22 protein-coding genes are annotated in these 23,760 nt (G+C 36.6%); 17 read left to right on the top strand and 5 right to left on the bottom strand.

The window, feature by feature from the left end; all coding sequences use genetic code 11:
* Positions 1 to 69: 69 nt before the first annotated feature.
* Together NHG49_RS19715 and NHG49_RS19710 are read right to left on the bottom strand one after the other, a co-directional pair.
* A complete protein-coding gene (locus NHG49_RS19715; RefSeq protein WP_064474985.1) occupies positions 70 to 324 on the bottom strand; it encodes a YbeF family protein in 255 nt (84 codons plus the stop codon).
* A 166-nt stretch (positions 325 to 490) separates the two neighbouring features.
* On the bottom strand, positions 491 to 1,876 hold the full coding sequence (locus NHG49_RS19710) for a hypothetical protein (protein ID WP_258126452.1): 1,386 nt from the start codon (positions 1,874 to 1,876) through the stop codon (positions 491 to 493).
* 167 nt (positions 1,877 to 2,043) lie between these two features.
* Between NHG49_RS19710 and NHG49_RS19705 the strand changes: the two genes are divergently transcribed.
* Together NHG49_RS19705 and NHG49_RS19700 are read left to right on the top strand one after the other, a co-directional pair.
* The gene (locus tag NHG49_RS19705) at positions 2,044 to 2,409 is read left to right on the top strand and encodes a YoqO family protein (RefSeq protein WP_064474987.1); all 366 of its coding nucleotides are present in this window, start codon (positions 2,044 to 2,046) and stop codon (positions 2,407 to 2,409) included.
* Between the two features lie 15 nt (positions 2,410 to 2,424).
* A complete protein-coding gene (locus NHG49_RS19700; RefSeq protein WP_064474988.1) occupies positions 2,425 to 2,793 on the top strand; it encodes a YoqO family protein in 369 nt (122 codons plus the stop codon).
* 32 nt (positions 2,794 to 2,825) lie between these two features.
* On the opposite strand, the gene NHG49_RS19695 is transcribed toward NHG49_RS19700, so the two are convergent.
* The 3 genes from NHG49_RS19695 to NHG49_RS19685 form a co-directional block, all read right to left on the bottom strand.
* Positions 2,826 to 3,350 (bottom strand): DinB family protein, encoded by a 525-nt coding sequence (locus NHG49_RS19695; protein WP_064474989.1) that lies wholly within the window; start codon positions 3,348 to 3,350, stop codon positions 2,826 to 2,828.
* An 83-nt stretch (positions 3,351 to 3,433) separates the two neighbouring features.
* A complete protein-coding gene (locus tag NHG49_RS19690; protein ID WP_064474990.1) occupies positions 3,434 to 4,504 on the bottom strand; it encodes a M24 family metallopeptidase in 1,071 nt (356 codons plus the stop codon).
* 343 nt (positions 4,505 to 4,847) lie between these two features.
* A complete protein-coding gene (locus NHG49_RS19685) occupies positions 4,848 to 6,557 on the bottom strand; it encodes an Rqc2 family fibronectin-binding protein (protein ID WP_064474991.1) in 1,710 nt (569 codons plus the stop codon).
* A 105-nt stretch (positions 6,558 to 6,662) separates the two neighbouring features.
* Here NHG49_RS19685 and NHG49_RS19680 point away from each other — a divergent pair, with 105 nt between their 5' ends.
* The 15 genes from NHG49_RS19680 to rpe all read left to right on the top strand — a co-directional run bounded on the left by NHG49_RS19680 (position 6,663) and on the right by rpe (position 23,728).
* Positions 6,663 to 9,386, top strand: coding sequence for a calcium-translocating P-type ATPase, SERCA-type (locus NHG49_RS19680; RefSeq protein ID WP_064474992.1), 2,724 nt, complete (start codon positions 6,663 to 6,665; stop codon positions 9,384 to 9,386).
* A 99-nt stretch (positions 9,387 to 9,485) separates the two neighbouring features.
* Positions 9,486 to 10,361, top strand: coding sequence for a YicC/YloC family endoribonuclease (locus tag NHG49_RS19675; protein ID WP_064474993.1), 876 nt, complete (start codon positions 9,486 to 9,488; stop codon positions 10,359 to 10,361).
* 67 nt (positions 10,362 to 10,428) lie between these two features.
* Entirely contained in the window at positions 10,429 to 10,692 is a 264-nt protein-coding gene (gene remA, locus NHG49_RS19670; RefSeq protein WP_001251456.1) for an extracellular matrix/biofilm regulator RemA, read from the top strand.
* A 13-nt stretch (positions 10,693 to 10,705) separates the two neighbouring features.
* Positions 10,706 to 11,323, top strand: coding sequence for a guanylate kinase (gene gmk, locus NHG49_RS19665; protein ID WP_001257740.1), 618 nt, complete (start codon positions 10,706 to 10,708; stop codon positions 11,321 to 11,323).
* 2 nt (positions 11,324 to 11,325) lie between these two features.
* A complete protein-coding gene (gene rpoZ, locus NHG49_RS19660; RefSeq protein ID WP_000933964.1) occupies positions 11,326 to 11,538 on the top strand; it encodes a DNA-directed RNA polymerase subunit omega in 213 nt (70 codons plus the stop codon).
* Positions 11,539 to 11,710: 172 nt separating this feature from the next.
* Positions 11,711 to 12,916: a bifunctional phosphopantothenoylcysteine decarboxylase/phosphopantothenate--cysteine ligase CoaBC gene (coaBC, locus tag NHG49_RS19655; protein ID WP_149173478.1), complete on the top strand. Its 1,206-nt coding sequence runs from the start codon at positions 11,711 to 11,713 to the stop codon at positions 12,914 to 12,916.
* On the top strand, positions 12,913 to 15,318 hold the full coding sequence (gene priA / locus NHG49_RS19650) for a primosomal protein N' (RefSeq protein WP_064474994.1): 2,406 nt from the start codon (positions 12,913 to 12,915) through the stop codon (positions 15,316 to 15,318). The genes coaBC and priA overlap by 4 nt, the downstream gene beginning before the upstream one ends.
* 11 nt (positions 15,319 to 15,329) lie before the next feature.
* On the top strand, positions 15,330 to 15,800 hold the full coding sequence (gene def / locus NHG49_RS19645) for a peptide deformylase (RefSeq protein WP_000279468.1): 471 nt from the start codon (positions 15,330 to 15,332) through the stop codon (positions 15,798 to 15,800).
* A 23-nt stretch (positions 15,801 to 15,823) separates the two neighbouring features.
* Complete coding sequence (gene fmt, locus NHG49_RS19640) at positions 15,824 to 16,768, top strand: methionyl-tRNA formyltransferase (RefSeq protein WP_000598793.1); 945 nt, start codon at positions 15,824 to 15,826, stop codon at positions 16,766 to 16,768.
* Entirely contained in the window at positions 16,765 to 18,099 is a 1,335-nt protein-coding gene (gene rsmB / locus NHG49_RS19635; protein WP_064474995.1) for a 16S rRNA (cytosine(967)-C(5))-methyltransferase RsmB, read from the top strand. Before fmt ends, rsmB begins: the two co-directional genes overlap by 4 nt.
* A 4-nt stretch (positions 18,100 to 18,103) precedes the next feature.
* Positions 18,104 to 19,192, top strand: coding sequence for a dual-specificity RNA methyltransferase RlmN (rlmN, locus tag NHG49_RS19630; RefSeq protein ID WP_000450539.1), 1,089 nt, complete (start codon positions 18,104 to 18,106; stop codon positions 19,190 to 19,192).
* 4 nt (positions 19,193 to 19,196) lie between these two features.
* Positions 19,197 to 19,949, top strand: a complete 753-nt coding sequence (locus tag NHG49_RS19625; RefSeq protein ID WP_000648694.1) for a Stp1/IreP family PP2C-type Ser/Thr phosphatase — start codon at positions 19,197 to 19,199, stop codon at positions 19,947 to 19,949.
* A gap of 8 nt (positions 19,950 to 19,957) precedes the next feature.
* Positions 19,958 to 21,931, top strand: a complete 1,974-nt coding sequence (gene prkC / locus NHG49_RS19620) for a serine/threonine protein kinase PrkC (protein ID WP_064474996.1) — start codon at positions 19,958 to 19,960, stop codon at positions 21,929 to 21,931.
* 268 nt (positions 21,932 to 22,199) lie between these two features.
* Positions 22,200 to 23,081: a ribosome small subunit-dependent GTPase A gene (gene rsgA / locus NHG49_RS19615; RefSeq protein ID WP_064474997.1), complete on the top strand. Its 882-nt coding sequence runs from the start codon at positions 22,200 to 22,202 to the stop codon at positions 23,079 to 23,081.
* A gap of 2 nt (positions 23,082 to 23,083) precedes the next feature.
* The gene (gene rpe, locus NHG49_RS19610; RefSeq protein WP_061678216.1) at positions 23,084 to 23,728 is read left to right on the top strand and encodes a ribulose-phosphate 3-epimerase; all 645 of its coding nucleotides are present in this window, start codon (positions 23,084 to 23,086) and stop codon (positions 23,726 to 23,728) included.
* Positions 23,729 to 23,760: the final 32 nt, after the last annotated feature.

Here is a 23,760-nt window from a genome sequence, read left to right as displayed (position 1 = left end):
TATTGTTAAAACTTCATGTAAAGTCCTATCGATATCAAAAAAATCATATTATAATCTCTTTACTAAATACTACTTAGTGCTTTCTGCAATCTCATATCCTCTCACAAACAATAGAGTCATATAAGAAACAATAAATGAGAAGATGCTGTACATGCCAACCCAAAAGAAAAATTTTGGAGTAAAGGCGATAACACCTATTATTAAAAAACTAGCAAACGTTACAATCGGCATTACGTAATACGTTTTCGTCTTGCGCGTTCCAATAACAGAAACGATAAAGATAAGTAATGGACAAATTAATAAGACGAAAATCAATTCATTCATAGTTATGTCCCCTTTTCTAATGGAAGTAATCTGTTTCTCGTAAACGTTTTGAAATAAATACTCTCTTAATATAATTTCGCTAATATATATATAATCCCTTTTGAAAGTCAGTAATAAATGATGGATTTCACAATAAGAAAAGTAAGCAAGAGAACACTTGCTTACTTTATAGAATAAACATCGCAACGATCGTGGTGACAATTAAGCCAATCACAACCGGTAAAAAGTTTCGGCGTGCGAGTTCAAATGGATCTACTTTACAAATGGCAGCGGCAGGAATAAGGACCCAAGGAATTAAAGTCCCGCCTCCGGTCCAGATTGCTGCAATTTGCCCGAGTGCTGTTAATGTGGCCGTTCCGTGCCCCAGTGCTGTGCCGAAAAGATTGGCAATCGAACCAGCAAGTGATATACCGGAAAAGCCAGATCCATCTAACCCTGTTATGACACCAACGATAGTTAATGTTCCTGCTGATACATATTGGTTTAAAGGAACAGTTTGAGATAAGGCGATTCCTAAGTCGTTAATGATTCCGTGTGAACCTTTCGGTAAATAGTCCCCGATAATTTTTACAAAGCCGCTATCTCCTAAATAAAAGAGTGCAGCAATTGGAATAACTGGGCCGAAAATTTTAAATCCAAATTGGAGCCCTTCTATAAAGTAATCGGTCGTTTTATTCAGTCCATTTCCTTTGTAAGCGATGAGCGAAATAATGATAATCATAATAACAGTCGTCCCGCCGATAAGTGCAGTTGCGTCGCTTCCTTGTAGTTTAAATTGAATCATGCAAAGGATATCGATGGCATATACGATCGGAATACAAATAGCGAGCCATTTTTTTGTCCGAGGAGATAATGAAGTAAGCGTTTTAGAAGATTCAGTTGATGGGATAGATTCTTGTATAGATAAGCCTGTATGGAATTCTTTTCGTAAGAAGAAAAATGCGACGGAAGTTGTCACAATACCCATAACGATAACGAGGGGAACACTGGCAGAAACAACGCTGGAAACAGGAAGACCAGCAGCATCCGCTGTTAATTTCGGTGCACCTTGAATAACGAAGTCACCAGATAAGGCGATGCCGTGTCCGAATAAGTTCATAGCGATGGCAACTCCAATTGGCGGAAGACCGACGCGTACAGCCACAGGTAATAAAATAGCTCCCATTAAAGCGACAGCTGGGGAAGGCCAAAAGAAGAAAGAAATTGTCATCATTAAAAGGCCGATAATCCAGTAGGCGAGGGTAGGGGTACGAATCATCTTTGTAAATGGTGAAATCATCGTATCATTTATGCCAGTATGAACGAGTAGATTGCTCATTGATACGATAATAGAGATGATTAATATAGTTGGTAAAAGTTCAGTAATAGCGTAAATGAAACTTTGAAAAATACCGCTAACGGCAAGAGGGATAGAACTTGTAGCGGTTAATGCTAATAAAAAGATAAAAACGATACAAATAATCGTCGTATCTTTCCGGAGAATAAAAAAAGTAATAATAGTGAGTAAACAAAGAATATAGAGAGCATGCAACAGCGTTAATTCAACTCCCATAACATTCACATCCTTTAGGCATTCGTGTAGTTTATTGTATGAAAGCAGTAAAAGTATGTGAGTATAGGAAAAAGAAAAAAAGTGAAATTTCATGTACTGTAATGGTAAGAAGTAGAAATGGATGTTACAATACAATTAATCCTAAAAATGGAATTTAAAGAGGGCTTATGCGCAAAAAAATCGGGTTTTGGGGATTCATTATATCTTGTAGTCTATTAATCATTTTGAATCTGTTTACAAGCAATGAATGGATCAGTATCATACCTGTTTTCGGGTTTGTATTTATACTTTTATATAACTGGGATGATATAAAACAATATAGTAAGAAAAGTATCGGAATTATAATAGGTATCATTGTTGTTTGCTCATTTTTCGTAGGGTTTATTTTAATAGAAGGGCAGAAGCAAATGGAGAAAATGTCTATTTTTCAACAATGGATGTCATCTGCGAAGGGTTTTTATATTGTAATTGTATTTGTTATTTTACTAAGACTTGTTATAAGCATAGTAAGTTACATATTAAAGGAGAAGTAGAATGGGGGAGTACGAATGAGAGGGAAAATAGGGTATTATGGTGTGCTCGTTTGTTTACTATTATCAGTTATTTCAGGGCAATTTCTTAAAAGTGAATGGGTACCAATTATATGGTGTATAGGAGTATTGATATTTGCTCCCATGTATCGCTGGGATGAATGGAAAGCATATAGCAGAAAAAAGAAAATTGTTTTCAGCATCGAGTTTGTCATTATAATTAGCACGATTCCTTTTTTGTTATTGAAAGGAAATGAGATAATAGATGCAATTGTAATGTTTCAAGGGTGGTTATTTATTGTGAAATTGCTATATTTAATATGTATATTAATGTCGGTAGCGATAATCGCTAAAAAAGTAAACGAAAAGTTATTCGTTAATGAATAAAAGAAAGTGCCACCTTATCTGGTGGCACTTTCTTACTTTACTGAATGAGCTTTTTGCATCTTTTTAATTAAACGAATTTGTCCGCGATGATTGATTTCATCTTCAAAAACGTGAAACCATTTAAAGTAGTTATTTGCGGGTTTGTCATACCAGAAATCTGTCGTTTTAAATAGCCATTCATCAGGTAACGATTGAAAAGTCTCGATCGTTTTGGAACGTACTTCTTGCAATGTATGTATGTAAAATTCTATAGAGTTGCCTTTGATTTTCTCGCGTCCAAGATTCCCTAATTCAATAGCAGGTAACCACCGTTCTAATTCAGCTTCCGTTGGTTCACGGTCTTCAAAAGTATGAATTTGGTAGTAAAATTCAATAGCAGCCATATGGTACAAAAGCATACCAATTGAGTTTGCTTCCTCATCATATAAATAATCAAGTTCTTCAATTGTTAAACCTTCCACTGCTTGCATTGTTGTATAGCGAGCGTAATTCATCATGGAAACAATTTTGGAAAATTCAGGATGCAAACCATCTATCTTGTCGATTACAAAATTCAATTAAAATTCCCCCTCTTTAAACGATGACTCCAGAGAAAGAATTCTATGTGCAGAGAAAAACTCCTTTTAAAAAGGTCATGATTTTAACAAGGAATCACAATTAGTTCCCGATTTGATTTTGTAATAACTTCATATCCGTCTTTTGTGATGACAATATCATCTTCAATTCTACAACCGCCCCAGTTTGGTATGTAAATACCAGGTTCAACTGTAACAACCATACCTTCTTCTAAAGTAGCCTTACTTTCTTGGGATAGGCGAAGAGGTTCATGTATTTCTAACCCAAGACCATGACCAGTAGAGTGTCCAAAGTATTGACCGTATCCATGTTCTGTAATGTAATCTCTCGTTATATCATCGATACTTTTCGCAGTTTCTCCAGGCTTAATTGCTTTAGTTCCACGCTTTAACGCTTCTCGTACAACATTGTATATCTTTTTGAATTCTTCTGATGGTTCTCCGATTGCTACAGTACGAGTTATATCGGAACAATATCCATCGTAAAGTGCACCGAAATCTAATGTAACGATGTCGCCTCGCTCGATTATTTTATTTGATGCAACTCCATGAGGAAGTGAAGAACGAACGCCAGAAGCTACAATGATTTGGAATGAAGAGGATGTAGCCCCTTTTTTTCGCATGAAAAATTCTAACTCATCTCGTACATCATTTTCACTTATTCCTGGTTTTAGAAACGTAATGATGTGGTGAAATGCTTCGTCAGCAATATTAGCTGCGATTTTCATTGTTTCTATTTCCGGCATGTCTTTAATAATACGAATATTTTCGATGATTTCGCACACTTGAACCATTTCCACATGTACACATTTTTGTAAGTTTTTATATTGTTGCAATGTCATGTTGTTCTCTTCAATTCCGAGTTTTTGAATGTTTAATTTTGATACTTGATTTGCAATTTCTTTTTCTAAATTTCCTGTATGCATAATAATTTCAGCATCTTTTATTTGTGATTTCGCTTGATCTACATAGCGAAAATCAGTTATAAAAACAGCTTTATCCGCAGAGATTAAGACGACGCCAGCACTACCTGTAAAGCCTGTTGCATATTGGCGATTTTCTTTTTTTGTAATGAGTAACCCGTCAATTTCATAGTTTTGTAGTTGATTTTGGATTTTATTAATTTTTAAAGTCATGTTAATTCCCCCTATTCACAGTATTTAATAAAGCAAATAGTGTGCCAAAATGTATATTTGAAGAAAGGATAGTAGGGAAAACATATATTTTAGGGGAGATAAGAAAATAGCCCGCCATTTGTGGGAGACGGTTTGTTTATAAAATTCAGATTGCTTCAATAAATAGCAGGGGGATGAAAAAATATTGATTGGAGTTACACTTGTACTTTATTTACATGCTGTAAAAAATTTTATACAAATGTGAAATGACACTGTCAATTTTTTTGACAATATTGAATGGATATAGCAACTAAATTGAAAATAAATAAAAAATGCGTTGCTTATAAGCAACGCATTTTTTTATTTACGCTTTTAATTTCATTACAGTATCAGCATCAGGTGTTACATATACGGTTTGCTGATTGTCGTACGTAACAAAACCAAGTTTTGCACCACTCGGTTTTTTGACATGGCGTATTTTGGTGAAATCTACAGGAACAGAACTAGAATCTTTTGCTTTACTGAAATAGGCAGCGATTTTAGCAGCTTCTAACACAGTTTCTTCGGTAGGTTCAAGAGAACGAATGACAACATGAGACCCAGGGATATCTTTCGTATGTAACCAAATTTCATCACGACGGGCAAACTTCGTTGTTAAATAATCATTTTGCTTGTTGTTTTTACCGACGAAAATTTCTGTGCCATCACTTGCTAAATATTTGTCCAATACTGGTTTAGTAGGCTTTTTCTTTGCGTTTTTCGTTTTACGATTACGCATATAACCTTCTTCAGCTAATTCCTCACGAATTTCTTCAATATCTTTTGAAGAAGCAGCTTCCATTTGTTGAAGTAAGCTATCAAAATAAAGAATTTCTTCATTTGTTTTTTCAATTTGTTCTTCTACAACAACAACTGAATTTTTCGCTTTTTGGTACTTTTGGAAATAGCGTTGCGCATTGTCAGATGGTGTTTTTAAAGGATCTAATGTAATTTTTACAGTTCCGCCATTTTCGTCGTAATAGTTAACGACTTCAATATCTTTATCACCTTTTTTCAAAGCGTACATATTGGCTGTAAGTAGTTCTCCAAATAGTTGATATTTATCTGCTTTTCCGGCATCCTGTAATGTTTTTTCTAGTTTAATGAGTTTCTTCACATTTTTATTTTTTTCGTTTTGCATAAAGCGCTCTAAATCATAAGCTTGTTGTTTTACACGGTCGCGCTCTGCTTTTCCGAAAAAGAAACGGTCTAGCAATTCACTAACAGATGAAAATATCTTACCTTCTCCTTGCAAGTGTGCAAGAGGGAAAAGATAAAAGAATTCTTTCCCATTTGAAGTAGTCATTGTTGGTGAATATGTATGAGTTAGTAATGGTTTTTGTATGGAGAAAAATGCGTCCGCTAATGCTTTTTCATTTACCATACCTGCTTTTTTCACTACTTCTTTTGCGAATAACGGCGATATTCCCGTAAAGGTGCCGACAAGCTGTTTATCCATGTTTCCAGATAGAAAGTCTAGCGGTCTAATAAATTCATCATTTGTTTCAATCTGAAGTGGGTTAATTTTATGTTGTGCTGGTGGTGCAATATATTCAGCTCCAGCGTATACAGTTCGATGGCGGTTTACTGCTAAAGAAACGTGTTTTAAGCTATCTAAAATATTGTTTGTTTTTGTGTCTACCAAAATGATGTTACTATGTCGTCCCATTATTTCAATTACTAATGTTTTTAGCGATTCATCACCAATTTCATTTCTGCTACGAACGGTGATTTGAATAATGCGCTCTAAATCAATTTGTTCAATTTTTTCAATGAAACCACCTTCTAGATGCTTGCGGAGAAGCATACAAAACATTGGCGGAAGTGCAGGTGAATCGTAATTTTGATTTGTTAAGTGTAAACGTGCATATGTCGGATGAGCGGAAAGAATTAGTTTTTGATTTTTTCCGTTTGCTCGAATATGTAATAAAATCTCGTATTTTGAAGGTTGATATATTTTGGAAATTCTTCCTGTGTAAAGAGAATTTGCAATTTCATGTGTAATTGCTCTTGTAAATAATCCATCGAATGCCATAAATGAACACTCCTTTCTAACTAAAAGTTAATTATAGCATTTTTTTGGACGAGGCTGAATAAGCTTTCAATAGAGTATGTCTGGAATCAGGAGGTCGATAGCGGGATGAACTGGTATGGAATGCGCGCACACGAAGTGGAAGAAAGAACGAATACGAATGTGAAGGTTGGACTTACAGAGAAGGAAGCAGAAGGGCGAATAAAAAAATTTGGTACAAATGAATTAGATGAAGCCAAAAGGCCTTCTGCACTGATGGTATTTTTGGCGCAGTTTAAAGATTTTATGGTACTTGTTTTATTTGGTGCAACAGTAGTTTCGGCTTTTTTAGGGGAATACATTGATTCTATTGCGATTGTTGCGATTGTTATTATCAATGGTATTCTTGGCTTTTTTCAAGAAAGAAAGGCTGAAAAATCACTGGAAGCTTTAAAAGAGCTAGCCGCCCCGCAAGTTACTGTAATGCGGAATGGAAAGTGGGTAAAAGCACCGTCTAAAGCACTTGTTTTAGGTGATATCATTAAATTTTCTAGTGGTGATCGTATTGGGGCGGATGTACGTCTTGTTGAGGCATCAAGTTTATATATCGAAGAATCAGCTTTGACAGGAGAGTCAGTACCGGTGCAGAAGAAGGTAGAAGCTCTGCAGGGGCAAGATGTTTCAATTGGTGATCAAAAAAATATGGCTTTTATGGGTACGATGATTACACGAGGAGCTGGAACAGGGGTCGTTGTAGCAACTGGTATGAATACAGCGATGGGCCAAATTGCAAATATGTTACAAAATGCAGAGCAAATGGAAACACCACTGCAAAGAAGATTAGAGCAACTCGGGAAAATATTAATTATTGTGGCTCTTATTTTGACAGCGCTTGTCGTATTAGCCGGTGTGTATCAAGGGAATGAAGTGTACCATATGTTTTTAGCAGGCGTGTCGCTAGCTGTTGCTGCTATTCCTGAAGGATTACCAGCAATCGTTACAGTAGCTTTATCGCTTGGTGTACAGCGTATGATTAAAAAGAGAGCAATTGTAAGGAAGTTACCAGCGGTAGAAACGTTAGGGTGCGCTTCTGTTATATGCTCTGATAAAACAGGAACAATGACGCAAAACAAAATGATGGTAACACATATGTGGTCAGGTGGAGAGTTATGGAAAGTGACGGGTCAAGGGTATGAACCTAATGGCTCTTTTTTGAAAGGTGAAAAAGAATGTGATCCAGCTAAAACAAAAGCATTGTATCAACTACTCACATTTGGTTCACTATGTAATAACGCAAATATTATTCAAAAGAAAAAGGCGTATGTATTAGATGGAGATCCAACTGAGGGAGCACTAGTAGCTGCAGCAATGAAGGCGGGGATAACGCGTGAGGCACTGAAAGGGAAATTTGAAATCATTCGTGAATTTCCATTCGATTCAACTCGAAAAATGATGAGTGTTATTGTGCGAGATAGAGAGGGGAAAAAGTTTCTTGTTACGAAGGGAGCACCAGATGTCCTCCTGCAAATGAGTCAAACGATTTTATGGGGGGATAAGCAACAACCGATAAGTGAGTTGTATAGAAAAGAAGTACAGGCGGCTATTCATAGTTTAGGTAGTCAAGCGCTTCGAACAATTGCAGTTGCATTTAAGCCATTAAAAGTAACAGATTCTATTGAACATGAAAGAGACGTTGAAAAAGATTTTATGTTGGTCGGGATACAGGGAATGATTGATCCGCCAAGACCAGAGGTAGAACAGGCTGTAAAAGAGTGCAGAGAAGCTGGTATTCGAACAGTGATGATAACAGGAGATCATAAAGTGACAGCAATGGCAATTGCGGAACAATTAGGGGTTTTACCACCTGGTGGACGTGTTGTTGAAGGAGTAGAACTCGCGAATATGGATGTAGAGGAACTAGAAAGTGTTGTAGAAGACACGTATGTATTTGCTCGAGTATCACCTGAACATAAATTGAAAATTGTTAAGGCGTTGCAAAATAAAGGGCATATAGTAGCGATGACAGGTGATGGAGTAAACGATGCTCCGGCTATAAAAACAGCGGATATTGGGATAGCGATGGGAATTACAGGGACAGACGTTGCGAAAGAAGCGTCTTCTCTTGTTTTGCTAGATGATAACTTTGCTACGATTAAATCAGCAATTAAAGAAGGTAGAAATATATACGAGAATATACGTAAGTTTATCCGTTATTTATTAGCATCGAACGTAGGAGAAATTTTAGTCATGTTATTTGCAATGTTACTTGCATTACCGCTGCCGATGGTTCCCATTCAAATTTTATGGGTGAACTTAGTTACTGACGGATTACCGGCGATGGCATTAGGATTGGATAAGGCGGAAGGAGACGTGATGAAGAGAACGCCGCGTCATCCGAAAGAAGGGGTATTTGCTAGAGGGCTTGCCTGGAAAATTATAAGTCGTGGCTTTCTAATTGGAGCAGTGACGTTAGTGGCGTTTATTATTGCATATAATCAACATCCAAATGAATTGAAATATGCACAAACTGTGGCGTTTGCGACGTTGGTACTTGCACAACTTATTCATGTATTTGACTGCCGAAGTGAACATTCTATCTTCCACCGTAATCCGTTTGGGAACGTGTATTTAGTAGGAGCGGTTATCATTTCTTTACTGTTAATGTTAGTGGTTATATATTACCCACCGCTACAACCGATCTTTAGTACAATGCCAATACAAGCGAGAGATTGGTTGTTAATTGGAGGTTTGTCATCAATTCCGACCTTCTTATTAGTAGGTTCTTTATTAACAGGGAAAAAGGGGAAGAAGGAAAAGCCAATATTATATAAGAAGGGATTAAACTTGAAATAGTCAATGATATGAAAATGTGATATAATTTACAGAAGGTAGTAGAGCCTTGTCTCTATTACCTTTTTCATTGAGTTATTTCATGGCTTGGATGTGATAAAAATGATTTGTAGTATGACAGGATTTGGAAGATCGAAAGTAGAAAATGATACTTTTCAAATTACAGTAGAAATGAAATCGGTGAACCACCGTTTTCTAGAGATGAGTATTCGACTTCCGAAGCAAATGATGATATTTGAGGACAAAATTCGTAAAATAATTGCAGAACAAGTTCGGCGTGGACGCATTGAAGTGTCTATTAGTATAACGGGTGAAGGACTTGTTGAAAGAAAATTAAGTGTGAATTGGTCGCTTCTTGAGCAGTACCAATTGATTATGGAAGATATAAAAGGAAAATTTCAATTACAAGATTCTATTACACTTCAGCAATTAATGGAAATGCCAGAAGTAACAGCGATTGAAGAAGTAGAAAATGTAAATGAACAATTTGAGAACGGTTTATATGAGGCTGTTCGCCAAGCTGCTCATATGTTAAAAACGATGAGAGATGGCGAAGGAGAACGATTACATAAAGATATAGCGTATCGTTTACAAGAGATTCACAATTGTGTAAATGCAATTATTCCGCATGTACCGATTGTTACACAAAAATATCGTGAACGATTAGAAAATCGCTTAAAAGAATTACATAATCAAGATCTAGATGAACAAAGATTGTTAACAGAAGTCGCAATCTTTGCAGAGCGTTGTGATATTCACGAAGAGTTAGTTCGTTTGCAAAGTCATTTAGAGCAATTTCGTGAAACACTGCAGATTGAAGAGCCTGTTGGAAGGAAAATGGATTTCATCGTGCAAGAGATGCATAGAGAAATTAATACGATTGGTTCTAAGGCAAATGACTTAACAATTTCAAAATATGTTGTAGAAATGAAAAATAACCTTGAAAAAATTCGTGAACAAGTACAAAATATTGAGTAGCTTTCAAAAAATATATAAAGTTATACGTGGTGGAGAAATCGGATAGACTTACTAGGAGGCGCAAACTATGGCCATGCGGTTTTTAAATATTGGATACGGAAATATTGTATCTGCTCATCGAATTATTGCTATTGTAAGTCCGGAGTCAGCTCCTATTAAACGAACAGTACAGGAAGCACGCGAACATAATGCTTTGCTTGATGCTACGTATGGGAGAAAAACAAGGGCGGTTATTGTTATGGATGATGGGCATGTGGTATTAAGTCCAATTCAGCCAGAGACGATTGCACATCGTTTGAATAATAAAGAAGATTTAAGTGAGGAAGGGTAGGTTTTACATATTTATGAGAAGTAGAAGAGGATTGCTCATCGTTCTTTCAGGACCTTCTGGGGTTGGTAAAGGAACGGTTCGAAAAGAGCTATTTAGTCATGAGGATACACGTTTTCAGTACTCCATTTCAGTAACGACACGTAAGCCACGTGAAGGTGAAGTTGATGGTGTGGATTATTTCTTTAAAGAGAGAGAAGAATTTGAGGAAATGATTCGTAATGAAAAATTACTTGAGTGGGCTGAGTTCGTAGGTAATTATTACGGAACACCAATCGACTATGTTGAAAAAACATTACAAGAAGGAAAAGATGTATTCTTAGAAATTGAAGTGCAAGGAGCAATTCAAGTTAAGAAAGCTTTCCCAGAAGGTGTATTTATTTTCTTAGCACCTCCAAGTTTATCTGAACTAAAGAACCGTATTGTCGGCCGTGGTACAGAAACTGAAGATGTTATTGAAAATCGTTTAACGGTAGCGAAAGAAGAAATCGAAATGATGGACGCTTACGACTATGTTGTAGAAAACGATCAAGTTGAATTAGCTTGTGAAAGAATTAAAGCAATTGTGGTTGGTGAACATTGCCGCCGCGAAAGAGTAGCAAAATATTATAAAGAAATGACGGAGGGTCTATAATTATGTTAAATCCATCAATTGATTCATTATTAACAAAAATCGATTCTAAATATACACTTGTAACAGTAGCTGCAAAACGTGCGCGTGAAATGCAACTTGCTGATAACTGTGTTATCGAGCAACCTGTTTCTCATAAATGTGTAGGTAAATCATTAGAAGAAATCGATGCAGAAGTATTAAAATATGTACCAAGCGAAGACAAAATCATCGATTAAGGCATTCTTTTCGACAAATTAAAACATAGACTTTATAATTTTCTATGTAACGGTAACAACCTATTTACAAGTAGGTTGTTATTTTTTTACGATAGGGAAGAAATATTGGTACTGACGAGCTGGGAATTCTGTTTCAGTATTATAAGTTTGAAAAAGAAAGAGGACGAGCCATATGCTAAAAGGGAAAAAGATACTTCTATGTGTAACAGGAGGCATTGCGGTCTTTAAAGCGGCTGCGTTAACTAGTAAATTGACACAAGCTGGTGCTATTGTAAAAGTAATGATGAGTGAGTCTGCAATGAAGTTTGTTACGCCTCTTACATTTCAAGCACTTTCTCGCCATGACGTATATACAGATACATTCGATGAGAAAGACTCGGCTGTTATTGCACATATCGATTTAGCAGATTGGGCAGATGTAGTACTTGTTGCACCTGCTACTGCCAATTGTATTGGAAAGTTAGCTGGTGGTATTGCAGACGATATGATTACAACTACTTTGTTAGCTACTACAGCCCCAGTGTGGATTGCACCTGCTATGAATGTGCATATGTATGAAAATAAAATTGTACAAAAAAATATGATGACGTTAAAAACGTTAGGATATACATTTATTGAGCCTGGAGAAGGTTTTTTAGCGTGTGGTTATGTTGCGAAGGGAAGACTAGAAGAACCAGAAGCAATTATTGCACGGTTAGAAGAGGCTTTTTCAGAACAAAAACCATTGCAAGGAAAAAAAATATTAATAACTGCCGGCCCAACTCGTGAAAAGATTGATCCAGTGCGTTTTATGACCAATTTTTCTTCTGGGAAAATGGGATATGCAATTGCGGAAGTGGCAGCGAACTTAGGTGCTGATGTCATACTTGTTTCGGGACCGACAGCATTAAACCCACCAGTACATGTAAATACGGTACAAGTGGAATCTGCACAAGATATGTTAGAAGTAGTTCTGCAACAGTATCAAAACGTAGATGTTGTCATTAAAACAGCAGCAGTTGCAGATTATCGCCCGAAATATGTTCATGATAATAAAATGAAAAAGAAAAATGGTGATGCTGTAATCGAACTCGAGAGAACAGTAGATATTTTAAAAACGTTAGGTGAGATGAAGGATAAACAGTTACTTATCGGTTTTGCGGCTGAAACGACAAAGGTAGAGGAATACGCGACAAAAAAATTACGTGAGAAAAATGCGAATATGATTGTTGCGAACGATGTAAAGGCACAAGGAGCTGGATTTGGTACAGATACAAACATTGTAACAATGTATAGAAAAGATGGAGAAGTTATCGAGTTACCACTTTTAACGAAGAAAGAGGTTGCTCGTGAAATATTAAAGCAAATTGAAATGATGTTAGAAGATGATCGTCTATGAAATTTGCAAGTGTAATTGTTGATGTACCTGCACGTCAGACAGATCGACCATTTGATTATATTATCCCTAAAAAGTGGGAAGATATTGTCCAGACAGGCATGCGTGTAGTAGTTCCATTTGGCCCAAGGAAATTGCAAGGCTTTATTATTGGGATCAAAGATTCGGCTGAAGTAGAAAGTAAGAAGCTAAAGACAATCCATGAAATATTAGATGTAACACAAGTTTTAAACGAGGAATTATTAAAGCTTGGATATTGGCTTACAAGCGAAACGTTATGTTATATGATTTCAGCCTTTCAAGTCATGCTTCCAACGGCGATAAAAGCTACGTATAAAAAGCGTCTACAACTTCGTAAACAAGAAGAAGTAGCACCTGAACTACTGTTTTTATTTCAAGACAAAGAAGCGATAGATTGGGAAGCTATTGAGACGCAGCCGCATCTATACCGAACGATTCAACAAGAAATTAAAAATGGCACGATTGAAGTTGTTTATCAGGTAAAAGATAAAGTGCAAAAGAAGAAACAAAGAGTCGTTCAACCTGAGTTGTCAGAAGATCGATTGGAATTAGCAGCATTTGAACTGAAAAGTAAAAAACAACAAGATGTACTCTATTATTTTGTGGAAAATTATAAAAGTGTGCCGTTGAAAGTGATAACAGAAGAGTTGCAAATAACAGACGCTCCGATTAAGGCACTTGTTAAAAAGGGGCTAATTTCAGAAAAATATGTGGAAGTGTACCGAAATCCGTATGACGATGATGATTTTGAACAAACGAAACCATTCCCACTTACGGAGGAACAACAGCAAGTTATTGCACCGATTTTATCATCAATTACAAATGAAACTTACAATCCATTTTTACTATATGGTGTTACAGGAAGCGGAAAAACAGAAGTATATTTACAATCTATAGCAGCGGTGCTCGCGAAAGGGAAAGAAGCTATTGTGCTTGTTCCTGAAATTGCACTAACGCCTCAAATGGTAGATCGTTTTAAAGGCAGATTTGGCTCGCAAGTTGCGGTTCTTCATAGTGCGCTGTCTGTTGGAGAAAAATATGATGAATGGCGTAAGATTTTAAGAAAAGAAGTGAAAGTTGTAGTTGGTGCACGTTCAGCTGTATTTGCTCCTTTTGAAAATTTAGGGATTATTATTATTGATGAGGAACATGAATCGAGCTATAAGCAAGAAGATAATCCGAGGTATCATGCAAGGGATGTAGCTGTGTGGAGGGGGCAATATCATAAATGTCCTATCGTTCTTGGTAGTGCAACACCGACACTTGAATCGTTTGCAAGAGCGAAAAAAGGTGTGTATGAATTACTAACGATGGAAAAACGTATGAATAAACAAGCTTTACCAACAGTAGAGATTGTTGATATGCGTGAGGAACTTCGTGACGGGAATCGTTCCATGTTTTCGAAGGCATTGCATGAAAAAATAGCAGATCGATTAGAAAAGAAAGAACAGATGGTGCTCTTTTTAAATAGAAGAGGTCATTCTACATTTGTTATGTGCCGTGATTGTGGGTATGTTGTACAATGTCCGCACTGTGATATCTCGCTGACATATCATAAAATGAACCATCGTTTAAAATGTCATTACTGCAGTCACGAAGAGAATATGCCGACTGAGTGTCCTGCTTGTCAAAGTACATATATTCGTTTCTTTGGTACAGGTACACAAAAGGTAGAAGAAGAAATTACAAAACTATTTCCAGAGGCACGAGTCATTCGAATGGATGTAGATACGACAAGTCGCAAAGGAATGCATGAAAAATTATTAAAGGCGTTCGGGGAAGAAAAAGCAGATATACTACTTGGAACACAAATGATTGCGAAAGGGTTAGATTTTCCTAAAGTAACGCTTGTCGGGGTTTTAACTGCAGATACGATGCTTCACTTACCTGATTTTCGAGCGAGTGAAAAGACGTATCAGTTATTGACGCAAGTAAGTGGACGAGCAGGCAGACATGAATTGCCAGGGGAAGTTATAATTCAAACGTATACACCAGAACATTACAGTATAGAGTTAGCAAAGAACCAACAATATGATGTGTTTTTTGACCAAGAAATGCAAATGAGACGAACAAGACAATATCCACCTTATTACTATGTTGTACTTGTAACAGTATCGCATCCAGAATTATTAAAGGCAGTGCAAGTGACGGAAAAAATTGTCGGTCATTTACGGGCACACTGCACGCAGCAAACAATGGTGTTAGGACCGGTTGCTTCAGCAATTCCAAGGATAAAAGATAGATATCGTTATCAATGCATGATAAAATACAAACGGGAACCAAACTTAAAGAACGTGCTCAAAATGGTAAATGAACATTATCAAGCAGAAATGCAAAAAGAGCTACAAATCTCAATTGATTTTAATCCAACAATGTTAATGTAGCGGAGGGAAATATGGCAGTTTTAGAAATAGTAAAGCATCCAAATGAAGTGTTAGAAACACCATGCGAAAGAGTAATTAACTTTGATAAAAAGTTAGTGAAATTGTTGAAAGATATGCATGAAACAATGTTAATTGCGGACGGGGTCGGTTTAGCTGCGCCTCAAGTAGGTGTAAGCTTGCAAGTTGCGGTAGTTGATATCGGTGATGATACGGGGAAAATCGAGTTAATCAATCCATCGATACTAGAAAAACGTGGTGAACAAGTAGGTCCCGAAGGCTGTCTAAGCTTCCCGGGACTTTATGGTGAAGTGGAACGTGCGGATTATATTAAAGTACGTGCGCAAAATCGCCGAGGTAAAGTATTTTTACTAGAAGCAGAAGGATTTTTAGCACGTGCAATTCAACATGAAATCGATCATTTACACGGTGTGTTATTTACATCAAAAGTGACAAGATATTATGAGGAAAACGAATTAGAATAGGTATTAAAAGGAGCGGTTTTTAAATGATAAAAGTAGTATTTATGGGAACACCGGACTTTTCAGTGCCGGTGCTTCGTCGTCTTATCGAAGATGGCTATGATGTAATAGGTGTTGTGACGCAGCCCGATCGTCCGGTAGGTAGAAAAAAAGTATTAACACCTACACCTGTTAAAGTTGAAGCAGAAAAACATGGTATTCCGGTGTTACAACCGTTAAGAATTCGTGAAAAAGACGAATATGAACAAGTCTTGGCATTAGAGCCAGATTTAATTGTAACAGCTGCTTTCGGTCAGATTGTACCAAATGAAATTTTAGAAGCACCGAAGTATGGATGTATTAACGTCCATGCGTCTTTACTACCTGAACTTCGTGGTGGTGCACCAATCCATTATGCAATTATGGAAGGTAAAGAAAAAACGGGTATTACAATTATGTATATGGTAGAGAAATTGGATGCTGGTGATATCTTAACGCAAGTAGAAGTCGAGATTGAAGAGCGTGAAACGACAGGCTCTTTATTCGATAAGTTAAGTGAAGCAGGGGCACACCTTCTATCTAAAACAGTACCTTTATTAATTCAAGGTAAGTTAGAACCAATTAAACAAAACGAAGAAGAAGTAACGTTTGCATATAATATAAAACGTGAGCAAGAGAAAATTGATTGGACAAAAACAGGTGAAGAAGTATACAATCACATTCGCGGATTGAATCCATGGCCAGTCGCTTATACGACTTTGGCAGGACAAGTTATTAAAGTATGGTGGGGAGAAAAGGTCTCTATTACAGAGAAAGCTGAACCAGGTACAATAGTAGCTCTTGAAGAAGATGGATTTGTTGTTGCAACAGGGAATGAGACAGGTGTTAAAATCACTGAATTGCAACCTTCTGGTAAAAAACGTATGAGTTGTTCGCAATTTTTACGTGGCACAAAACCTGAAATTGGAACGAAGTTAGGAGAAAATGCATGAGACAAAATGTTCGTGAGTTAGCTCTTGATGGCTTAATTCAAGTAGAAAAAAGTGGTGCATACAGTAACTTACTTTTAAATAATCTAATTGAAAAAAATGCAATTGATAGAAAAGATATTGGTTTGTTAACTGAAATTGTATATGGAACGATTCAACGTCGTGACACATTAGATTATTATTTACAGCCTTTTTTAAAAAAGAAGGTTGAGGCGTGGGTAAGAGTATTACTTCGCTTATCTTTATATCAAATGATTTATTTAGACCGAGTGCCAGAAAGAGCGGCTATTCATGAAGCAGTTGAAATTGCAAAGCGTCGCGGGCATAAAGGGATTGCTGGTATGGTAAACGGGGTATTACGTTCGATTCAGAGAGAAGGGGTACCTTCTGTAGATGAAATCAAGGATCCAATAGAACGTTTGGCAATTGCAACAAGTCATCCAATGTGGCTTGTGCAAGACTGGGCTTCTGAATATGGTTTAGAGACAGCAGAGAAAATGTGTGAAGTGAACATGTTACCTCCGGTACCAACAGCGCGTGTAAATGTTGATAAAATAACAGTAGAAGAAGCAATTGAGTTGTTGGCTGGTGAAGGTATAGAAGCGAAGCGCGGCGATTTATCAGAGGATGCAATTCAAATTGAAAGAGGGAATGTAGCGCATACAGATGCGTTCAAAAAAGGTTTTCTTTCTATTCAAGATGAAAGTTCTATGCTTGTAGCACGCGCTTTAGAACCGAATGAGGGAGATGTAGTTCTTGATAGTTGTGCTGCTCCGGGCGGAAAGACAACGCACATTGCAGAGCGATTAAAAGGAACAGGTCAAGTTATGTCTCTTGATTTACATGCACACAAAGTACGTTTAATTAAACAACAAGCAGAGAGACTTGGTCTAGAAAATGTCGAAACAAAAGCACTAGATGCTAGAAAAGTGCAAGAACACTTTGCGAATGAAACATTTGATAAAATATTAGTAGATGCACCATGTTCTGGATTTGGTGTGATTAGACGTAAACCTGATATTAAGTTAGGTAAAAATAAAGGCGATAGTGAAAGATTATCGACGATTCAACTTGCAATACTAGAAAAAATAGCACCGTTATTAAAACAAGGTGGTCGCCTTGTTTATAGTACGTGCACAATAGAAAAAATAGAAAATGAACAAGTAATAAAGCAATTTTTACAAGAGCATCCTGAATTTGAATGGGATACTACGATAAAAGATCGCATGCCAGAAAAGTTAAATCCGCATATTGATGAAGGTCAAGTGCGAATTTTACCGCATTATTTTGCAACAGATGGCTTTTATATTGCTTGTTTAAGGAAGAAGGTGTAGCATCGTGGAAACGACTGTGAGAAAACAAAAGAAAAATCTAGAAACGAAGAAACCATCAATTTATTCTTTACAACTTCATGAAATGCAAGATTGGTTAAAGGAACAAGGAGAACCTAAATTCCGTGCAGGACAAATCTTTGATTGGCTATATAAAAAACGTGTAAAAAATTATGACGACATGTCGAATCTTTCTAAAGGATTACGCGATAAATTGTCGAATTCCTTTGATATTACTACTTTAAATACATTGGTAAAACAAACATCTTCTGATGGAACAATTAAATTCTTATTCCAATTATATGATGGTTATTCTATTGAAACAGTGTTAATGCGACACGAATATGGAAATTCTATTTGTGTAACAACACAGGTTGGATGCCGTATCGGTTGTACGTTCTGTGCATCTACACTTGGTGGGTTAAAACGAAACTTAGAGGCTGGAGAGATTGTAGCGCAAGTAGTAGAAGTGCAACGTGCACTTGATGAAACAGAAGAACGTGTAAGTTCGCTTGTTGTTATGGGAATTGGAGAGCCGTTTGATAATTACGACAACTTAATGTCATTCTTACGCATTGTAAACCATGAAAAAGGAATTCATATTGGTGCAAGACATATGACAGTTTCAACAAGTGGAATTGTTCCAAAAATTTATAAGTTCGCTGAAGAAGATATGCAAATTAATTTTGCGATTTCATTGCATTCTGCAAATACAGAGTTACGTTCAAAATTAATGCCGATTAACCGTGCTTATAAGCTACCAGACTTAATGGAAGCTGTTAAATACTATGTAAATAGAACAGGGCGTCGTATTACGTTTGAATATGGCTTATTTGGAGGAGAAAATGACCAAGTTGAGCAAGCTGAAGAACTTGCTGCGCTTTTAAAAGGTGTAAAATGTCATGTAAACTTAATTCCGGTAAACTACGTACCTGAACGTGATTATGTACGTACGCCACGTGAACAAATTTTCTTATTTGAAAAAACGTTAAAAGATCGTGGAGTGAATGTAACAATTCGCCGTGAACAAGGTCATGATATTGATGCAGCCTGCGGTCAGTTACGTGCGAAGGAGCGTAAAGAAGAGACGAGGTGACGAGATGAAAGCCGTGTTTCTATCAGATAAAGGAAAAGTTCGTCAACATAATGAAGATAGTGCAGGAGTTTTTCACAATTTAGATGGAAATATTTTAGCGGTAGTAGCAGATGGAATGGGAGGTCATCGAGCTGGTGATGTAGCTAGCTCGATGACCATTCAATTATTCCATGATTATTGGAAGCAAACGCATAATATGAATGAACCAAAAAAAGTAGAAGAGTGGTTACATACGAGTGTTGGGATTATTAATGAGCGTATATATGAGTACTCTAAGCAACATGTAGAATGTAATGGTATGGGAACAACACTTATAATAGCGATTTGTACGCCAAACTTTGTGACAATAGGTCATATAGGAGATAGTCGTTGTTATATGGTATCAGAGGGAGAAATCTCGCTTGTAACGGAAGATCACTCACTTGTAAATGAACTTGTGAGACATGGTGAAATTTCAAAAGAAGACGCAGAATATCACCCGAAAAAGAATGTTTTGTTAAGGGCATTAGGAACAGAAGAAAAAGTCGGATTAGATGTTAAAACATTGGTGCTTGAGGAAGATGATCAGTTACTTCTTTGCTCTGATGGGTTATCTAACAAAGTTTCTATTGCTGATATGCAACAAATTTTACAGTTAAATGAACAGCTTGAAACTAAGGGACAACGTCTCATTCAATTGGCGAATGATCGTGGCGGGGAAGATAATATCACCCTTGTTCTTATTGATTATGCGGGTTCGACAAACGAAAGTAGGTGAAGTGCAACGTGCTGATTGGAAAACGCTTAAATGACCGTTATAAGCTGCTGAAAATGATTGGTGGTGGTGGAATGGCCAATGTGTATTTAGCTCATGATGATATACTTGGCCGAGATGTAGCGGTAAAAATATTAAGACTCGACTATTCAAATAACGAAGAGTTTATTAAACGTTTCCATCGAGAAGCGCAGTCTGTTACAACGTTGTCGCATCCAAATATTGTGAATATGTATGATGTCGGAGAAGAAGATGGTATATATTATCTTGTAATGGAGTATGTACCAGGACAAACATTGAAGCAATACATAATTGAGCGAGGGATGTTACCTATAGGAGAAGCTCTTGATATTATGGAGCAGTTAACATCCGCCATGGCACACGCCCATCATTTTGAAATTGTGCACCGTGATATTAAACCGCACAATATTTTAATTCGAGCTGATGGAGTAATAAAAGTAACAGATTTTGGAATTGCGACAGCTACAAGTGCAACAACAATTACACATACAAATTCGGTACTCGGTTCGGTGCATTACTTATCACCAGAACAAGCACGCGGCGGGATAGCAAATAAACAATCAGATATTTATTCCCTAGGAATCGTTATGTTTGAGTTGTTAACAGGAAGACAACCGTTTTCTGGCGAATCTGCTGTTGCTATAGCTTTAAAACATTTACAAAGTGAAATTCCGTCTCCAAAAAGATGGAATGAAAATATTCCGCAAAGTGTCGAAAATATTATATTAAAGGCAACTGCGAAAGATCCGTTTCACCGATATCAATCTGCCAATGCGATGAAACGAGATATTGAAACTGCGTTATATCCAGAGAGGGTAAATGAGCAGCCATTTTACATACCGGAAGATATGGAAGCGACAAAAGCGATTCCAATTATTCAACAAGAACAATTATTCCAAAATGTAACTGATGAAACAATTGTTTTAAAAGGAAGTAAAGTGGATGAGCAGACAAGAAAAGAAGAAACGGATTTAAATAAGAAGAAAAAACGAAGTAATAAATGGCTCAAAATTTTAATTACAACATTTTTACTTTTAGCGATTGGAATAACGTTAGCGCTTACTGTTGTTCCAGGATTCTTTATTCCAAAAGATGTAAAAGTCCCTGATGTGGCTGGTATGAAATATACGACAGCAGTAAATACATTAGTTGAAAAGGGTTTTGAGATTACGGAACCTAATATTGTATATACAGATGATGTTGAAACCGGTGATGTGATAAAAACAGACCCCGTAGCAGGAAGAGTCGTGAAAGAAAACTCTAAAATTACTATCTATCAATCAGGTGGAAAAAAGAAAAGTAAGATGAGTGATCTCACAGGAAAAGATTTTGAGAGTATAAGGAATGAATTAGAAGAAAAATATAAGCAAGTTACAATAAATTTTATTGAAAATGATAGGCCAAAAGGTGAAATCGTAGAGCAAATTCCGACGCCTGATCAAATGGTAGTAGAGGCGGAACAAGAACTAAAAATTTGGGTAAGTAAAGGTCCTTATCAAATTAGACCAGGTGATTTTTCAGGATGGACTGAAAATAGCGTAAATGGTTATTTGAATGAGAGAAAACTAACTCCAGATATAAAACGAGAGTATTCCGATACTGTTGATAAAGGACTTGTAATTTCGCAATCTCCAAAACCAGGAACGCCGTTAAAAGAAGGAGATAAAGTGACGATTATCATTTCAGAGGGGCCTAAGCCGAAAGTAACGAAAACAGTGAAAGTGGATAATATTTCTATTCCGTATGAGTCTTCTATAATTGGTGAGAAAAAACCGCAAACAATAGAAATTTATAAAGAAGATATGCAACAAAAAATGGATAGACCAATTGAAACTAGAACAATTTCAGAGTCGGCAACTATTTCTTTAGAATTTGTAATTCAAGAAGGTACAAAAGGACACTATAAAATTGTACGAGATGGTGTAACGATTATCGACAAAGAAGTACCATACCCAACTCAATAATAATGACTTCCATTTTCTTTCTAGAGGGGATGGAATGTATTACTCTTGCCTGTTATGCTGTCTACATATAGTGGACTGTATAACAGGCAAAAATATATGATTCAAAAAGCTATAAAAGTGATACTGTTATAAATAATATTTTAAATTTGATGGTAGATTAAATATATTAACTTGTATATATGACGGGTTTTGAAATAAGTATTTAAAGAATTTTAAACCATTCAATATTAATGACAGCTTCACTTTATACAAAATAAAGGAGAATTATATGCCAGAAGGAAAAATTGTAAAAGCTCTAAGTGGATTTTATTATGTGCAGCATGAAGAAGGGATTACACAATGTCGCGGGCGTGGTGTGTTCAGAAAAAATAAAATTACACCACTGGTAGGAGACCAAGTTGTTTTTCAAGCAGATAATCCAACTGAAGGATATGTACTTGAAGTATTTGATCGAAAAAATGAACTTGTTAGGCCTCCTATTGCTAATGTTGATCAAGCAATTCTCGTTTTCTCTGCAGTAGAACCAGATTTTAACCCGGGACTATTAGATCGATTTTTAGTGCTGATTGAATATCATAACATTAAGCCGATTATTTGCATTAGTAAGATGGATTTAGTGGATGAAAAAATGAGAGAGACTGTTGAATCTTATGCAAATGACTATCGTGAGATGGGATATGATGTGTTATTTACTTCTATAAACACATCGGAAAGTATTGATATTTTAAAACCATTCTTAGAAGGTTGCATTTCTGTTGTTGCAGGGCAATCTGGTGTTGGAAAATCTTCTATGCTTAACGTTTTACGTCCAGAGTTAGAACTGAAAACGAATGATATTTCCTCGCATTTAGGACGCGGGAAACATACGACAAGACACGTGGAATTAATTGCGGTTGGAAGCGGACTAGTTGCAGATACACCTGGTTTTAGTTCACTTGATTTCATAGATATAGAGGTAGAAGATCTTACATATTGTTTTCCAGAGTTGAAAGAAGCGAGCCAATACTGTAAATTTAGAGGGTGTACACATCTTGCTGAACCGAAATGTGCTGTGAAGACAGCGGTTGAAGAAGGGAAGATTACAGAATATCGTTATAAAAATTACAAACAATTCGTAGAAGAAATTAGAGAGAGAAAGCCGAGGTATTAGTTATGATTAAAATTGCACCATCGATCTTATCAGCAGATTTTTCAAAATTAGGGGAAGAGATTAAAGATGTAGAAAAAGGCGGAGCGGATTACATTCACGTCGATGTAATGGATGGACATTTCGTACCAAATATTACGATTGGACCATTAATTGTAGAAGCTATCCGCCCAATTACATCTTTACCATTAGATGTACATTTAATGATTGAAAATCCTGATAACTATATCCCGACTTTCGCAAAAGCGGGAGCGGATATTATTACTGTTCATGTAGAGGCGTGCCCTCATTTGCATCGTACAATTCAGCTAATTAAATCTCATGGCATTAAAGCGGGAGTTGTATTAAATCCGCATACGCCAGTTTCGACGATTGAGCATGTATTAGAAGATATCGATATGGTATTACTTATGACAGTAAACCCTGGATTTGGTGGACAGAAATTTATCCATTCTGTATTACCGAAAATTAAACAAGTGGCAGAAATGGTTAAAGAGCGCAATCTAGAAGTAGAAATTGAAGTTGATGGTGGTGTAAACGCTGAAACAGCACGACTTTGTGTTGAAGCAGGAGCAAATGTACTTGTAGCTGGATCAGCAGTATACAATCAAAAAGACCGCGGTGAAGCAATTCGTGTCATTCGTGGATAATGAATGAACGAGTCTTTATCCCAGTGAAACTT

The organism is Bacillus sp. IBL03825 (assembly GCF_024712505.1).
GTDB lineage: Bacteria > Bacillota > Bacilli > Bacillales > Bacillaceae_G > Bacillus_A > Bacillus_A wiedmannii.
This window is presented reverse-complemented; position numbering and strand designations above follow the sequence as displayed.

Bases quoted from the DNA above. Each gene is read 5' to 3' on its own strand.
- NHG49_RS19715 (WP_064474985.1), bottom strand. From the start codon at position 324: ATGAATGAATTGATTTTCGTCTTATTAATTTGTCCATTACTTATCTTT.
- NHG49_RS19710 (WP_258126452.1), bottom strand. From the start codon at position 1,876: ATGGGAGTTGAATTAACGCTGTTGCATGCTCTCTATATTCTTTGTTTA.
- NHG49_RS19705 (WP_064474987.1), top strand. From the start codon at position 2,044: ATGCGCAAAAAAATCGGGTTTTGGGGATTCATTATATCTTGTAGTCTA.
- NHG49_RS19700 (WP_064474988.1), top strand. From the start codon at position 2,425: ATGAGAGGGAAAATAGGGTATTATGGTGTGCTCGTTTGTTTACTATTA.
- NHG49_RS19690 (WP_064474990.1), bottom strand. From the start codon at position 4,504: ATGACTTTAAAAATTAATAAAATCCAAAATCAACTACAAAACTATGAA.
- NHG49_RS19685 (WP_064474991.1), bottom strand. From the start codon at position 6,557: ATGGCATTCGATGGATTATTTACAAGAGCAATTACACATGAAATTGCA.
- NHG49_RS19680 (WP_064474992.1), top strand. From the start codon at position 6,663: ATGAACTGGTATGGAATGCGCGCACACGAAGTGGAAGAAAGAACGAAT.
- NHG49_RS19675 (WP_064474993.1), top strand. From the start codon at position 9,486: ATGATTTGTAGTATGACAGGATTTGGAAGATCGAAAGTAGAAAATGAT.
- remA (WP_001251456.1), top strand. From the start codon at position 10,429: ATGGCCATGCGGTTTTTAAATATTGGATACGGAAATATTGTATCTGCT.
- gmk (WP_001257740.1), top strand. From the start codon at position 10,706: ATGAGAAGTAGAAGAGGATTGCTCATCGTTCTTTCAGGACCTTCTGGG.
- rpoZ (WP_000933964.1), top strand. From the start codon at position 11,326: ATGTTAAATCCATCAATTGATTCATTATTAACAAAAATCGATTCTAAA.
- coaBC (WP_149173478.1), top strand. From the start codon at position 11,711: ATGCTAAAAGGGAAAAAGATACTTCTATGTGTAACAGGAGGCATTGCG.
- priA (WP_064474994.1), top strand. From the start codon at position 12,913: ATGAAATTTGCAAGTGTAATTGTTGATGTACCTGCACGTCAGACAGAT.
- def (WP_000279468.1), top strand. From the start codon at position 15,330: ATGGCAGTTTTAGAAATAGTAAAGCATCCAAATGAAGTGTTAGAAACA.
- fmt (WP_000598793.1), top strand. From the start codon at position 15,824: ATGATAAAAGTAGTATTTATGGGAACACCGGACTTTTCAGTGCCGGTG.
- rsmB (WP_064474995.1), top strand. From the start codon at position 16,765: ATGAGACAAAATGTTCGTGAGTTAGCTCTTGATGGCTTAATTCAAGTA.
- NHG49_RS19625 (WP_000648694.1), top strand. From the start codon at position 19,197: ATGAAAGCCGTGTTTCTATCAGATAAAGGAAAAGTTCGTCAACATAAT.
- rsgA (WP_064474997.1), top strand. From the start codon at position 22,200: ATGCCAGAAGGAAAAATTGTAAAAGCTCTAAGTGGATTTTATTATGTG.
- rpe (WP_061678216.1), top strand. From the start codon at position 23,084: ATGATTAAAATTGCACCATCGATCTTATCAGCAGATTTTTCAAAATTA.